17 protein-coding genes are annotated in these 13,977 nt (G+C 53.7%); 10 read left to right on the plus strand and 7 right to left on the minus strand.

Annotated features, from left to right (window positions below; genetic code table 11):
• The first annotated feature begins 94 nt into the window (after nucleotides 1–94).
• Together B152_RS0105050 and B152_RS0105055 are read left to right on the plus strand one after the other, a co-directional pair.
• Nucleotides 95–838, plus strand: a complete 744-nt coding sequence (locus B152_RS0105050; protein WP_211212129.1) for a helix-turn-helix transcriptional regulator — start codon at nucleotides 95–97, stop codon at nucleotides 836–838.
• A gap of 19 nt (nucleotides 839–857) precedes the next feature.
• Nucleotides 858–1,712 carry a DUF7847 domain-containing protein gene (locus B152_RS0105055; protein WP_020591306.1) on the plus strand — a complete coding sequence of 285 codons (855 nt, stop codon included), beginning with the start codon at nucleotides 858–860 and terminating at the stop codon, nucleotides 1,710–1,712.
• Between the two features lie 119 nt (nucleotides 1,713–1,831).
• Here B152_RS0105055 and B152_RS0105060 read toward each other — a convergent pair whose 3' ends face one another.
• Nucleotides 1,832–2,665, minus strand: coding sequence for an isocitrate lyase/PEP mutase family protein (locus B152_RS0105060; RefSeq protein ID WP_020591307.1), 834 nt, complete (start codon nucleotides 2,663–2,665; stop codon nucleotides 1,832–1,834).
• A 392-nt stretch (nucleotides 2,666–3,057) separates the two neighbouring features.
• On the opposite strand from B152_RS0105060, the gene B152_RS0105065 reads away from it, so the two are divergent.
• From B152_RS0105065 to B152_RS0105075, 3 genes are all read left to right on the plus strand, one after another.
• Nucleotides 3,058–3,948 carry a hypothetical protein gene (locus B152_RS0105065; protein ID WP_157230853.1) on the plus strand — a complete coding sequence of 297 codons (891 nt, stop codon included), beginning with the start codon at nucleotides 3,058–3,060 and terminating at the stop codon, nucleotides 3,946–3,948.
• A complete protein-coding gene (locus B152_RS0105070; protein WP_020591309.1) occupies nucleotides 3,945–4,814 on the plus strand; it encodes a hypothetical protein in 870 nt (289 codons plus the stop codon). Before B152_RS0105065 ends, B152_RS0105070 begins: the two co-directional genes overlap by 4 nt.
• Before the next feature lie 156 nt (nucleotides 4,815–4,970).
• Nucleotides 4,971–5,384, plus strand: coding sequence for a MerC family mercury resistance protein (locus B152_RS0105075; RefSeq protein ID WP_020591310.1), 414 nt, complete (start codon nucleotides 4,971–4,973; stop codon nucleotides 5,382–5,384).
• On the opposite strand, the gene B152_RS0105080 is transcribed toward B152_RS0105075, so the two are convergent.
• Nucleotides 5,367–6,239: an isocitrate lyase/PEP mutase family protein gene (locus B152_RS0105080; RefSeq protein ID WP_020591311.1), complete on the minus strand. Its 873-nt coding sequence runs from the start codon at nucleotides 6,237–6,239 to the stop codon at nucleotides 5,367–5,369. The two genes, B152_RS0105075 and B152_RS0105080, sit on opposite strands and share 18 nt — an antisense overlap.
• A 207-nt stretch (nucleotides 6,240–6,446) precedes the next feature.
• Between B152_RS0105080 and B152_RS22595 the strand changes: the two genes are divergently transcribed.
• Nucleotides 6,447–7,472: a WD40/YVTN/BNR-like repeat-containing protein gene (locus tag B152_RS22595; protein ID WP_020591312.1), complete on the plus strand. Its 1,026-nt coding sequence runs from the start codon at nucleotides 6,447–6,449 to the stop codon at nucleotides 7,470–7,472.
• Between the two features lie 78 nt (nucleotides 7,473–7,550).
• On the opposite strand, the gene B152_RS0105090 is transcribed toward B152_RS22595, so the two are convergent.
• Nucleotides 7,551–7,919 carry an SPW repeat domain-containing protein gene (locus B152_RS0105090; RefSeq protein ID WP_020591313.1) on the minus strand — a complete coding sequence of 123 codons (369 nt, stop codon included), beginning with the start codon at nucleotides 7,917–7,919 and terminating at the stop codon, nucleotides 7,551–7,553.
• A 145-nt stretch (nucleotides 7,920–8,064) separates the two neighbouring features.
• Nucleotides 8,065–9,000 carry an AraC family transcriptional regulator gene (locus tag B152_RS0105095; protein WP_020591314.1) on the minus strand — a complete coding sequence of 312 codons (936 nt, stop codon included), beginning with the start codon at nucleotides 8,998–9,000 and terminating at the stop codon, nucleotides 8,065–8,067.
• A 317-nt stretch (nucleotides 9,001–9,317) separates the two neighbouring features.
• Between B152_RS0105095 and B152_RS0105100 the strand changes: the two genes are divergently transcribed.
• From B152_RS0105100 to B152_RS25965, 4 genes are all read left to right on the plus strand, one after another.
• The gene (locus tag B152_RS0105100; protein WP_020591315.1) at nucleotides 9,318–9,872 is read left to right on the plus strand and encodes a DUF4142 domain-containing protein; all 555 of its coding nucleotides are present in this window, start codon (nucleotides 9,318–9,320) and stop codon (nucleotides 9,870–9,872) included.
• Entirely contained in the window at nucleotides 9,869–10,258 is a 390-nt protein-coding gene (locus B152_RS0105105) for a cupredoxin domain-containing protein (protein WP_020591316.1), read from the plus strand. The genes B152_RS0105100 and B152_RS0105105 overlap by 4 nt, the downstream gene beginning before the upstream one ends.
• 191 nt (nucleotides 10,259–10,449) lie before the next feature.
• Complete coding sequence (locus B152_RS0105110) at nucleotides 10,450–10,875, plus strand: GFA family protein (protein ID WP_020591317.1); 426 nt, start codon at nucleotides 10,450–10,452, stop codon at nucleotides 10,873–10,875.
• A gap of 103 nt (nucleotides 10,876–10,978) precedes the next feature.
• Nucleotides 10,979–11,140: a hypothetical protein gene (locus tag B152_RS25965; RefSeq protein WP_157230855.1), complete on the plus strand. Its 162-nt coding sequence runs from the start codon at nucleotides 10,979–10,981 to the stop codon at nucleotides 11,138–11,140.
• A 6-nt stretch (nucleotides 11,141–11,146) separates the two neighbouring features.
• Here the strand turns inward: B152_RS25965 and B152_RS24995 are convergent, their stop codons facing one another.
• From B152_RS24995 to B152_RS0105130, 3 genes are read right to left on the minus strand one after another with little or no spacing between them, the layout of a single operon-like run.
• Entirely contained in the window at nucleotides 11,147–12,733 is a 1,587-nt protein-coding gene (locus B152_RS24995) for a S8 family serine peptidase (RefSeq protein WP_020591319.1), read from the minus strand.
• Complete coding sequence (locus B152_RS0105125; RefSeq protein WP_020591320.1) at nucleotides 12,733–13,383, minus strand: anti-sigma factor family protein; 651 nt, start codon at nucleotides 13,381–13,383, stop codon at nucleotides 12,733–12,735. The genes B152_RS24995 and B152_RS0105125 overlap by 1 nt, the downstream gene beginning before the upstream one ends.
• Nucleotides 13,380–13,973: an RNA polymerase sigma factor gene (locus B152_RS0105130; RefSeq protein ID WP_020591321.1), complete on the minus strand. Its 594-nt coding sequence runs from the start codon at nucleotides 13,971–13,973 to the stop codon at nucleotides 13,380–13,382. Before B152_RS0105130 ends, B152_RS0105125 begins: the two co-directional genes overlap by 4 nt.
• Nucleotides 13,974–13,977 lie beyond the last annotated feature (4 nt).

Consider the following 13,977-nt stretch of genomic DNA (forward strand, 5'->3'; position numbering starts at 1 on the left):
TAACCCGGGCTTTCATAAAGCTGTTTCCTTTCAAGCACCGGGGAACTGCCCCTATATCTACTGGATACTCCTGACAGTTTATGTCAGGGTTGTTTTGCTAAATTCAATCTTGATCTTTTCCCGAATCAAACACTGGCCAAACCACGCGATGCGCCTGCTCAGACTATTTTCCATTCTCGATCGCCTGCGGGCCAGACGTCATCCTGTTGCCGCCGAAACCCTTGCCATGGATCTGGGCGTGTCGCTGCGCACCATCTACCGCGACATGGCGACCCTGCAGGAAATGGGCGCGCCGATCCGGGGAGAAGCAGGCATCGGCTATCAGATTGAAAAAGGATATTTCCTTCCCCCGCTGCATTTTGATCCGGACGAGCTGGATGCCCTGATCATCGGCACCGAACTGGCGGCTGCCCGCGGCGATCAGCACCTGGGGGAAGCCGCAAAGCGGGCGCGGGCGAAAATGATCGCGGTCCTGCCCGACCATATCCGCGACAAGCACCGCGATCTGCCGCTCTATGCTTATTCAACGCTGGGAAAATCAGACGAGGACAAGCTGACTTTTCTCTCTCCCTTGCGCAACGCCCTGCGCCAGCATGACAAGCTGATGATCAGCTATCTCGACCTCAAGGACCAGCCGAGCCAACGCACCGTCCGCCCCCTCGCCCTGACCGTGTTTGACCGGGCCTGGCTTTTAACCAGCTGGTGCGAAAAGGCCAATGATTTCCGCAATTTCCGCGTTGACCGCATCCAGAGCCTGACCACGACGGGCGAAACCTTCCGCCCCGAACCGGGCAAGCTCTACAGCGATTACGTCAAAACCTTCAGGCACGACAAATGATGAAAGAGACCCTAAAAGCATGACGATCCTCACCACGTCTGCACCGCAAAAACTTCGCGTCTTTGATACGCTGGGTCAGAGCTTTAGCCTCTGGGGTCGGAATTTTATCTATTTGACCCTGCTCGCCCTGCTGGTTCAGGTCACAATCACAGTCTATCTCGGCGCGGTACAGGATATATATCTGCCGTTATCAACCAAATATTACCTGACCTTCACGATCCTCGGGCAGTTCCTGCAGTCCTGCGTACCCGCGATTTTGCTCTATGGAGTATATTTTCTGATTATCTGGCGCAGTTACCACCAGATCAAAAATCCCGATGGACTGGAAGCCCGCCAATGGCTGCCAACGGCACTGTTTCGCCTCAATTTCCCACTGATCCTCTATATGATGGTAACAGTATCACTCTATCCCATGGTCAAGGCTTATACCCTGGTTATGGCCATGAATTTGCTTGAGAACAACAGCATCTTTCCCTTCTATTATTCGATGGCGGTAAATCTCCTTATCTTTATCTTCCAGCTGTTTTTTTTCGTACTGCTCCCGCTGATCATTATCGAACGCCCCTCTGTTACCGATAGTATCCGACACTGCCTTAACCTGACCCGGGGCAACCGCCTGAAGATCTTTGGCCTGCTTGTCATCTATGGCCTGATCCAGGGCTTGTATAATCTGGGGTTCAATCAACTCTATAATCTGATCGACCTGCTGACCGGGCCCTCTGGTCTTACGTCGCAACAAATCAGCTTTATCCTGTCGATCCAGCAAGCGCTTTTCATCCCACTGCCGCTGATTCTCTGGTCTGTGGTCTATGTAAATCTCACGCAGCTGCAACAGTTCGACAACCCGGACTATCTGAAAGATGTATTTGAATAGCCAGACCGCAAGCCAGCTTAGGCTTAGGCTTAGGCTTAGGCTTAGGCTTAGGCTTAGGCTTAGGCTTAGGCTTAGGCTTAGGCTTAGGCTTTGCTAGAAGCGATCTGGCATATCCTCAGCTAGCGGCGTTTCTCAATCATATAGCTACTAGCCTCCTGATGCGACAGAGCATCGTCGGCATAGGTAAAAGTTCCCTGATCGCGAATTTCCAGGGCAGCGCGCATAAGTCCCCCAAGTGCAGCCCGAGCGAAAGAACCGCCAACAGAGATCCGTTTGACGCCAACCGTCTCTAAATCAGTAAAGCTATAAGTGGCTCCGCCTCGGCCCATCACCACATTCACCGGCTTGGACAACGAACTGCAAACACTACGGATTGCATCAAGATCGGACAGGCCCGGCGCATAGAGGACATCCGCCCCGGCCTCTTCAAAAGCCTGCAGGCGGCGGATGGTATCGTCCAGATCCGGGCGGCCATGGAGGAAATTCTCCGCCCGCGCGGTCAGGACGAAAGGCAGATCCCGGCTTGCCTCTGCCGCTGCACGAACCCGCTCCACCGCCAGCTCAAAGGCAAAGATCGGGTCATCCGGGTTGCCGCTGGCATCCTCAATGGAACCACCAACCAACCCGGTGGCTGTGGCAAGACGGACTGTATCAACGCAGCTTTGCGGATCAACCCCAAATCCTTCTTCCAGGTCGGCAGAAACAGGCAAGTCTGTTGCCGCAACAATTTCGCGGGCATTTTCCAGGGTGATCTCCCGGCTCAACCCTGTGGTGCCATCACAATACCCCAAAGAAAAAGCCAGCCCGGCCGAGGTCGTTGCCAGCGCTTCGAACCCCAGCGTTGATAGCATCCGCGCTGTCCCCGCATTCCAGGGATTAGGGATCAGAAAAGCGCCCTGCTTTTCGTGTAGAGCCTTAAAGGCTTCATATTTTTCCTGTTGGCTTTTGCTCATTATCAAATACCTTTTTAGATCACATCAAATAGGGTACTGGCCTTTCATCCAGAACATCAAACAGAACAAGTGTACCTGTCCTTTATTATTACAGAGGTACAAAAACGACAAAATCGCACCCCATATCCACACCATTTTCTCCACCCAGCCCCAGGTTTCCTCAGGCTCATGAATGTCTGAAAGGGTGTCACCTCTCCTCTTTTGGGTAGTATTCGAAGTGGATTAGCACCTGAACAATTGGCCTGGAAAGCGAAAAGACACCCCAAAAGCTGAACACCCAATCCCTTGCCAACACCCGCGAAGTTCCCTAGATTTTTACAGCTATAGCTTGAGTGTGCCTTTATTAAACCGCCCTGACCAGCATCACGGCAGTCTAAGCAGAAAGACCTGAAATGACGGTACCTTCGTCTGAAACGCCCAGAGTATTCCCCGCGGCTATGCCAGCCAAGCTGCCTGTCTTCGATACCTTGCTGGACGCTTTTACGCTCTGGGGCCGGAACTTTGTCTATTTCTCGCTACTGTCCCTGCTTTTTTCAGCGGGTCTTTCCCTGATCCCGGACTATCCGCCGGATGATCTGCTCGCGACGCTTGGCAACAGCGAAGCCTGGCCGCTCTATCTCGCCCAGACCTGCCTGCTGGTGATGCTGATCTACGCCTTTCAATTTCTGGTCACATGGCGCTGCTTTCACAAGCTGCAAAAGCCAGAGCCAAAAGAGGCCCGCTCCTGGCTTCCGCTGGCCTTTGCCCGCTTCAATCCGGCTTTATTGTTCTACATTATCTTTACCCTTGTCGCCTATCCTCTTATCCGGTTTTATCTACAGGATTATAGCCTCCCTGCCAGCGACGGCGGGTTAGTATCAGGGGGCGTTTGGGGGGAAAACGACTTTTTGCCCCAGATCATCCAGAACGCCCCTGAATTTGTTCTGGCCCTGGTACTGTTTTTTCTGATCCCGGTTTTCGTGATTGAAAATCCGGGCATGCTCCCCGCCCTGCGGCGCAGCCTTCAGCTCGGCAAGGGTAATTACGGGGCCATTCTCGGTCTGCTGCTCTTGAGCCTAGTCGTGCAATCCTTTTATGGCCTGGCCTTTGGGGCGATTTATCTTTTCCTGACAGAAGCTTTTGATCTCTATGGTCTATCGCAAATTTTCTCGGGTTTTCCGTTGTCGTTCACAGATATCTTTTTCTGGTTACAGGTCGTGCTGATCCTTCCCTTCGATATTATTCTCTGCGCCTGCGCCTATGCTCATCTTTCCCCGGCCAGAGAAGCAAGTGCCCCGGTATGACGACGATCTCACAAGTTTCCCCGGAAAAGCTGCCTGTCATCAACACGCTGTCACAAACCTTTCGTCTCTGGGGCCAAAACCTTGTCTACTTCTCGCTTCTCGGCCTGATGTTCAGGGGCGGCATTTATCTGTTCGAAGTGTCACTGGAGGCAGCTTCCTATCTATTCAAAGTCTATATTCACATGATGATCAGACTGGGTCTGCTTATGGCCGTGCAGAGCCTCCTGACCTATGGCTTTTACCTCCTGATCACCCGGAGATGCCATCATTACGGCCGACAAGGTCACACCAGCCAACTTCACACAGAACAAGTTCACGCCCCACAGCGCCCTCTTCCCAAAATATCACGGCTTAACCCTGCTCTCCTGCTTGCTGTTCTGACTTTTGTCGTCTTCCTGCCCTTGTTCAAGCTGGGCACCACCGTTTTTCTGATCGTCAACCCCGGCCCTGACATCCTCTTCTCCCAGCTGCCCTTTCTTGTCGGCAATATTCCCGGCTATATCCTGGCGCTGATTTTCTTTATCTTTATCCCCGTGGCAGTCATCGAGCAACCGGGGCCAGACAAAGCGCTGGAAAGGTGCCTCGACCTCTCTAGAGGTCATAGATGGTCCCTGTTCTGGCTTTTTCTCTTCACTGGCCTGTTTTTGACCTTGATCGCGCAGCCCGTCTCCTACCTCCTGCCCCTGATCCCCCAGGGAGGATTCCTGATTTCCGAAATCTGGTTTGACTATCACAGAACAGGCGCAACCCTGGTTCAGGGATTGACTGCCCCCTTTGTTGCTCTGCTCTGGTACTCGGCCTACACCAACCTTGCCGGGATCAAATACAGCCAAAGCCCAGAACAGCTGAACAGGATTTTTGAATAGGGGGCTGATCTAGCTGATGGCCTGTTATCAGCCCTGATCTGGACTTCAGCAGGTAAATATTTACGGCCCTTAGTTTCGACTTATCAAAACAGGTCCCATAGGCTAAGGTTTCCTGCCCCATAAACGTCCAGACCCGTTAACTTGAGGACCCCCGGCATGTCGAGAAGAGCAGAAGTGCCGGAGAAGGTTCTGGCATACCAAGGGAGGCAGAGCGCCAAACCCAACATCAGATGGATAGCGGCAATCTCGACCACCTTTTCTTTCCTGCTGTGTTACGGCACCCTCGTTATTATCTCTCTGCTTGGTCAGGTCGGGGTTGCCATGGCGATCAATGACACCCTCTGGGCAGGCGCCATTGTCAGTACCGCAGGGCTTGCCCTGGCAGGACTGATCTGGGGTCTCTTGCGACACAAAAATCCCTGGCCCAGTGTTATCGGCGCAAGCGGTGCTCTGTTGCTGACCTATACCATGTTTCAGCAGTACAGCATCCTGATAGAACTGGCCGGGTTTATCCTGCTTTTTTCAGCGGCTCTTTGGGACTGGCACAGCCAGTCAGCTTCCCGGCCATAAAACACCTGCACCGAAACGCTGTTCAGTTTTTCCTTGTGCCATATATCCGCTGGCCTCGGCGTCTGGCAGGGCATCATCGGCATAGTCAAAAGTGCCATGGTCACGGATTTCTGTGGCGGCGCGGATCATCGCCCCCAGGGCCGCCCGCGCGAAAGAGCCACCAACTGAAATGCGCTTGACCCCGGCATCCTGAAGTTCGCTCAGGCTATAGCGCTTGCCGCTCAGGCCCATCACCACATTGACCGGTTTCGACACAGCAGCACAGACCCTGCGGATGGCCTCCAGATCAGGCAGGCCGGGGGCATAGAGCACATCGGCCCCGACTTCTTCAAAAGCCTGCAGGCGGCGGATAGTATCGTCCAGATCCGGGCGGCCATGCAGGAAATTCTCCGCCCGTGCGGTCAGCAAAAAAGGGAGATTCCGGCTGGCCTCTGCCGCCGCCCGGATACGCTCCACCGCCAGATCAAAGTCGAAAATCGGATCGGTGGCATCGCCCGTGGCATCTTCGATCGATCCGCCGACGAGCCCGACAGAGGCAGCCAGGCGGATGGTATCCACACAGCTTTGCGGTGATCTGCCAAAGCCGCCTTCCAGATCAGCCGAAACCGGAAGGTCTGTTGCCGCGACGATCTCCCGCGCATTTTCCAGAACCGCTTCCCGGCTCAGCGCCGCCGCACTGTCGCGACAACCCAGCGCAAAAGCAAGTCCGGCAGAGGTCGTCGCCAATGCCTCGAACCCCAAAGCCTCAAGTATCCGCGCCGTCCCTCCATTCCAGGGATTGGGGATCAGAAAGGTTTCCTGACGTTGATGCAGAGCATTAAAAGCTTCGTATTTTTCCTGCTGGGTCTTTTTCATCACGCTGGCTCCTCTTCCAGACTGTTCCTGAATGCGATTTTTATTAAAAAAACCCTCTTAACGGGCGCTTAATACATAAAAACTACTCTTAATTGAATTTATTTAATGATGTCACAAGATAATCATCTTACTTGGTTGCTCGAAAGCTTCCCAATTTTTTAACCCTACCTCAAACCACGATCACCTCGTCTATTTAAGGGTATTAAAATGAAACAACTTCCAACTGACTGCAAAAAACAAAAAGACGTCACAAACCATCACAGACTTCGAAACCTGTTCCTGCCGCAATTTTTCCTGCTTCTATTCTCATTCGCCCTACTGGGCAGCCATCCTGCCTCAGCCGACACGCAACTGACCTGGACACAACAAACATCTGGCACGCACAAAGGCGAAACTTATCTTGGGGCCACCTGGGGCCATGACCAGTTTATCGTCGTGGGCAGGGCGAACTACTCAGGGGCGAAAAACACCGCGCCCTCCCCCATCCTGACATCTTCCGATGGCATCACCTGGACCCGTCAGACTTCCGGCACCCAAAACTCCCTGTTTGGTGTAACCTGGGGGAACGGCCAATATATTGCTGTCGGAGATAGCGGAACAATTCTGACCTCGCCTGACGGCGTTACCTGGACGGCCCAAAGCTCGGGTACACAACAGAACCTGTTTTCTGTTACGTGGGGGGATTCACTCTACGTTGCCGTAGGTGGGGGACCAGACATAATTTTAACCTCGCCAGATGGCATCACCTGGACCGACAGATCCCTAAACACCGGATATGGTTTTGTTACAGTCATAAGAGAGAACGGCCTGTTCCTCGCAGGGGGTGATCTTGCTAACAGTATTAACACCTCACCAGACGGCAAAACCTGGTCACAGCATATTTTCGCCGGGGCACAAGCCTATTACGGTATTGCCTGGAATGGCAGCACCTTTGCCGCCGCCGGAATATCAGGCTCGGGTACAGGGACAACAAGTACAATCGCAACCTCTTCTGATGGCCTGAACTGGACTGCCCAACCCACTTTAGGCAGCTACTCTCTCCGGGGTCTTACCTGGAGCGGCACCCAGTTTGTTGCTGTCGGACAATACGGCAATATCTTCATTTCAACCGACGGCACCAACTGGACGCATCAAACATATGTAGCTTCTGATGCTTTGATTGCCGTTACCAGCTCGACAACCCAAATTGTTGCTGTCGGTGCTGCACACATCATTCTGACAGCTGCACCCTAGAACCACAAAAAGATAGGGTGGATCAAAACGGTCCACCCTCCAAAATCCTCTGCAAGAGCCCAAAACAGGAAATTCTCTTTAGGCGAGCTGCATGCTCTCTTCCGGTTTATGCAAGCTGACCACTGTCAGAACGGCCAGACCATTGACCCAGTAATAGATCGCATCAATACCGCTAAGCCCGAGGATAAAGGGGATCGTCGCAAAGATTGCCCCAACGGCAAAGTCAACAGCGAGGTGAAAACGGTAGGGTAATACACGGATAAGACCGAGATGGTGATCTGTCAGAAGGGTAAGAATAAAGGCAGCCAAACCCGTCACAACTGAAAGCCAGAGCGCGGCGGGATGGCTGCTCCCCAGATTGAGAGCAAAGGGAAGGGCAACAAGACTGATCGCAACTGGATAGTCGAGATAGGCATGGATGGTTTTGGTAACAAAGCGCGGTATCATCGTATCAGCTCCTTTATAACTTGATCATTTTTCCAAGGTATTTCCTTGTTAAGGAAAATTTTCTCGAAACTCGTATGATCAATGTAAGCAAAAATTCCGTACGATGAAGTTCAGATGGTTCGCGTTATTTGTCAGATCGTTCAAACTACTGCGCGCTTCTGTACCCCGCAGGTGACATGCCAACTTCTTTTTTAAATACCCGCGAAAAGGCGGATTCAGAGGCATAGCCAATCAGTGCTGCGGCTTCGGCGACATTCATGTTCTGTTCAACCAGCCCCTGCCGGGCAATCTGCATGCGCCAAGAGGTAAGATACTGCATCGGTGTTACGCCCATCTTCCGGGCAAAGTGTTGGGCAAAGCTGGTTCGGGACAGTCCGGCTTCACGCGCCAGATTTTCCACAGACCAGCTCTTGGCCGGGTCCTTGTGAAAAGCGTTCAGGGCCCGGGAGATATGCGGATCGGCAAAGGCGGCAAGCCCCGTAATATCTGGCCCCTGCGTCTCGATAAACATGCGGATGGCCTGGGCAAAGATCACTTCCGACATTTTCAGCGCGATCAGATCTCCGCCGAATTTGGCGCCGCCTGCTTCATCACCGATCATCCGCAAGGTTGCCTCCATCCATTTACCCGCCGTTTCGCCGTAATTGGGAATGTGGATATAGTCGGGAAGCTGGTCAAAAATCATGTGCCTTGCATCTTTGGCAAAGGAAAAATGACCACAAATAAGCTGGGTCTCTTTTTCCACATCTCCCCCGCCATAAACCAGAACGCCATCCCCTTTGTAGCCGGACTCTTCCAGAACACGCTCTAGTGGCAGAATTTCGCGCGGGGAAGTATTTGCACAATAAAGGCTGTGGCTGGCCCCATGTGGAATGATCACCAGATTCCCCTGTGCCAGCACCAGATTTTCCCCGGTCCTGTTGATCATCACCTTGCAGCTTCCGCGATGCGCAAAGTGGAAGCGGGCCGCATTTTCAAAGGGCGGCACCTCAAGCCCCCAGGTAGAGGTAAAAGAGGTTCGAAAGTACAGGGTGCCCTTCACGGAAAGGCGTGTGAGTATGTCACTGAGTAAATCCAGCATGCCCGATCCTCCCTGTTCTTTGCACTGCGTTTTTAATGCGCTGCAGGTCCTTCGTTTAAACAGGGCTCGTCGATGGAAAGCCAGGGCCCTGGCTGATGATGGCCCTGACCGATTATGTCCCTGCTGATTATGGCCTAGGTCGATTATGGAAAATGATCCCGGCATCGTCCAGTCGTTTGAACGATCTGACACATAATACGAACCATCAGACATTCACAGTCCGGCTTATTCGCGCTTTCCTGTCTCCAGCCAAGATCCATCAAAATTTGCAATGGAGCTCATGGTGAAACTTTTTGTGAACATCGCTGGAGATACAAATGAAAAAACTGGCTTCCGTTATTCTTACCCTGGGGACCCTGACACTGGGCAGCCTGCCGTTGAGCCTTGCCTTTACCTCTCCCGTCCTTGCTGAAAATCCCGCAGAACTGAACGATCTGGAAATCGCGCATGTGGCCTATAGCGCAGATAACATCGATATCAGATATGCCCACCTGGCTCTGGCCTTGTCAGACAATCCAGAGGTGCGCACATTTGCCCAGACCATGATCCGCGATCATGAAGCCGTGAACAAGGCAGCTCTTGATCTTTTGGGAAAACTCGGCGCGACGGCGCAGGATAATTTCCTGAGCCAGACCCTGAACAGCAATTCTGAAAAGATCATCACGGATCTTGCTGCCTTGCGCGGTGCGGAATTTGACCATGCCTACGCAACGAATGAACTCGCCTACCACAAGGCAGTCAATGAACTGGTGGAACACAGCTTTATTCCGAATATTGAAAATGCGGAAGTAAAAGCCCTGTTCAAACAAGGACTGGAAATTTTCAAGGGCCATGAACATCATGCTGAAATGATGGTTCAGAAGCTTAAATGAGCGGTCTCATGAAAAACAACGCCATAAAACGTCGCGCTGTTCTGGTCGCAAGGATAATCATGGTTGGTGCAACGGGGGTTCTCGTTGCATCAACCGGGCTTTCGCGCTTTGCAAACGCCGCAGGTAACCACCGGGAATATCTTGTTGAAATCCGGAATCTCAGGTTTGTTCCAGAAGAGTTGGAAGTCGCTGTGGGAGACACGATCCGCTGGATCAACCAGGATATCAGTCCCCACACCGCAACCGCCCTAGACGGGGAGTGGGATACGCAAGAGTTGATACAGGGCCAAAGCCATAGCCTGGTTGTGACACAGGAGATGGCTGGGGAATACTACTGCCTGTTCCATCCCCACATGCGCGGTAAAATCAGATTACGGCAAGAGTAAGCCATCCGGCAGATACCCTTGATTCCGGCCACGGGGATAACAAGCTGACAAACGCATCGGTAACAGCCTCTCTCGATCAAGCTGTTGCCCACTACTCAAAATGGATAAACCATCCAGTACTTTTCAAATCCTGTTTTCACAGCTAGCTTAGCGGGCATGAGTTCTGTCTTAGCCATACAGGAAAGCAATTCATGCCGTCCACACAGGAAACGTCCCCTTCCCTGTCTGCTCCTAAACCAGTTCAGGTCAAACCGGTCCACCGGGCCAGCTGTCACTGCGGCGCGGTGCAGCTGGAACTGACCCTGCCCAAGGGCATCGAAGACCCGAGGCGCTGTGACTGTTCGATCTGTCGCAGGCGTGGGGCCATTGCCGCGTCGGTCAGTCTGAAAAACCTTAAAGTGGTCGCTGGCGCGGAACACCTGCGCCTCTACCAGTTCAACACCATGACCGCAAAACATTATTTCTGCGGGATCTGTGGCATCTACACCCACCACCAGCGCCGCTCCAACCCCGAAGAATATGGCTACAACGTCGCCTGCCTGGAGGGTATCAACCCCTTTGACCTGGGCGACATCCCCGTCAGCGACGGCATCAACCATCCCTCGGACCGGCGCTAGCCGGAACTTGCATTTCTCGATTGCAACAGAACTGTCAGATTTTGGTAAGATTTACCCGTTAGTCTTGATGCAAGATCCACTTGTACAAAACGGGGATATAACGATGGCACAGGCACTGGGATTTCTTTTTCTCCTGTCGCTACTTGTGACAGGGGTCCTGAACTACACGGCTTTTTCGATCGGGCAGGACGCCTTTAACCAGACTTTCGAGCAACCACAATATGCGGCGGCGGGTGAAGAGCTTCTGCTCACCACGGTAAAATAGCCTGTATCAACAGCCGCTTTGCAGCAACCCGGCCCCGAACACCTCATCGCGGCCCGGATCACCGAGATCCTTGGCGCCTCGGGTCAGGGCCAGCAGCAGGACCTTACTGGAAATCGACGGGTTTCTGATTTGAAACAGAGCGGCTGCGGCCAGCACATAGGGTACGGCATAGGAGGTGCCGCTGCGATAGGCACCGCCTGGCGCAGCAACGCCGGAACCGTCGCCCTCTCCGGTCGCCACAGCCGACCAGATATCCACCCCCGGTGCGGCCAGATCAATATAGCCGCCCTGATTGGCTGATGGATAAATCCGATTGGCGGCATCAAGCGCCGTTACGCTGATCACACCATCAAGCGCAGCTGGATAGACAGGCGGAGCCTCTGGTCCGTGATTACCCGCCGCGGCAAAAATTAGGGCGCCGCGCGACAGGGCAATCTCGAAGCCACGGATCAGCAGGCGGTTAGCCCGGTCACTGGCGAGGGAGACATTGATCAAACGAATGTTCTGTTGCAGCAACCAGTCGAGCCCGCGCAAAGTGGCTTCGGTGCTGGCCAGCTGCTGGCCTTCTTCAACGCGGCGCAAGACCACGGCGCTATAGAGGTGCGCCCCCGGCAGCAACCCTTTCAGTTCCAGATCCGGCGCAGTACCGCTAAGGATCGAGGCAATCGCCGTAGCGTGTTCCCGGTCCGCAGACAGTCCGCCCAGAAAATCCGCCGAGACCAGATCCTGCCCGGAAAAGGCCGGATGGTGACGGTCGATTGCACCATCCAGCAGACCGATGACAAGACCGGGGTTACCAGCTGCCCCCAAATTTCCCCCCTGCTTTATCAGGGGGTCAAGACAGCTCTCTCCTTCGGGCCAGTTAATCTTTTTTTTTGCATAGACCCGGGGGCCGTTTCCCGCAGACAGGTCATCGTTGAGATCAACCTCCGCCTCAGGAAAAACCTGGCGCAGATCCTGGACAAGCCCCGCTGAATCTGCCGCCCGTACCCGCAGCAACAGACGGTCCAGCGCCACCAAATCATGTCGCTCCAGCAGCGGCACCGATCTGGCATTCAGCGCGGCAAGAACCGAACTTTCCTGATCCGGGGCAATCAGGATCAGCACGTCCCGTTCCACGGTTTCTTTCGCCCCAGCCCGGGAAAGGGTCGCAGAGTTAGGACAGATCCGTACCCGCTGGTCACTACGCTGGTACTGGCGGATATTGTTCTTGTCCACCAGCACCAGGCGATAGGCCTGGTTGGCTTCAAGTCCCTCGTTCGGCAGACGGGTGATAAAGCGTTCATTGCTGCGGCTCAACACATCGATCAGCGTGATCTTGCCGTTGTGTTCCAGCGCAGGTGCTCTCCGTCCCAGTTCCAGCAGGTTTTTGCCCTCGATGGTCAACATGTCGCCCAGACGGACACAGGTACTGACCAGCCCGGTTATTTCCGGAGATCTGTCGTCCCGTGAAGGGCGCTCGGGCGCGCTGCCCGGAACACCAGAGGGAACAGCGGAGGGATCTGCCCCGGGAGGAGCAGCCTGCGCCAGACTGAAAGCGCTCCAACCTGTGCTGATCAGGAAAAGCAGGGCGAAACAGCTTTGCTTCAGCATCACTGCCCCGCTTTCCGGCCCGAATAACCACTGCTGTCATTCTGGGCTGTTTCCACCAGATTTCTATGAGCCAGAAGCTTTTCCACCACCGCCTCGCTGTCCCGGGCAACCGACAGGCGGTAAACCCCCAGCGCCGAGGGCCCAGCCACAATAGAGGCATCGACCGCCAGCAACAGATTGCGGATGTTTTCTTCACTTGCTTCCGGTACAAAGGTAACGGTAATAATCTGCCCACCGAGCTGTGCGGCTGTGCCGCCCCCGGCTGCAATCAGATCATCACCTGATCTATTCCACATCGGCAAGGTCACGGCCGTTTGCAACAGCAACAACAGGCAGGCCGCGATGGCCGCAAGACGCCAGCCCCTGATAGAAAGCGGAACAACTGTTCCCGAAGATGTTTCAGCCGAATTCCGCTGTTTCTGTTCTTCTTTCAGGGCTTTCTGCAAGCGCCTCAGGCCAAACTCGCCGGGACTGTTGCCCAGTTCAAGGTCCTTTACCTCGTCGCGCAGATGTTTCAGAAAATCAATTTCTTCCTGCAGCGCAGGATCTTCTGCCAGCGCCTGTTCGACCCGGTTCGTTTCTTCGGGCGACAGACTGCCATTGACATAAAAGGGCAGAAGTTGCTCCAGATCCTGTCTTGTTTCACTCATCCGTCTGCTCCCATTCTGCTGGACAGGCAGTGCTTCATTGCCTGTTTGGCATGGAACATGCGCGTTTTGACGGTGTTTTCCGGACAGTCAACAATGCGGGCAATCTCGCCGTAAGGCAGATCCTGAAAAAAGGCCAGCTCCATTACTGCCTTTTGCACCGCTTTCAGACGGTCAAGGCAATAACGGATATGCTCGCCGCGTTCCGCAGAAAGCAGACAGGCCATGGCATCCGGGCTGTCATCAGCCGTTTCCGGAAAATTCTCTTCGTCCATGGGGATGTCTGTTCGCTTGCGCATTCTGTCCACCGTCTTGTAGTACGCTATTCCAAATAGCCAGGTTGATACTTTCGACCGCCCCTCAAAGGTATCGGCCTTGCGCCAAACCTCGAGGAGGGTTTCATTAAGTATGTCGGCGGCTTCAAAGGAATCGTTCAATTTACTTTTGATAAATCTGAACAAGCACTTTTCAAACAGACGGTAAAAATCGGCAAAGGCGTGTTCGTCGCCCTTGCCGATTTTTTCCAGAAGATACACTGCCGTTTCGTTATCAGATAGCTGTTCTGATCCGTCAGGGGGCATGGTGTTTTTCATCGGA

The organism is Kiloniella laminariae DSM 19542, assembly GCF_000374005.1.
GTDB lineage: Bacteria > Pseudomonadota > Alphaproteobacteria > Kiloniellales > Kiloniellaceae > Kiloniella > Kiloniella laminariae.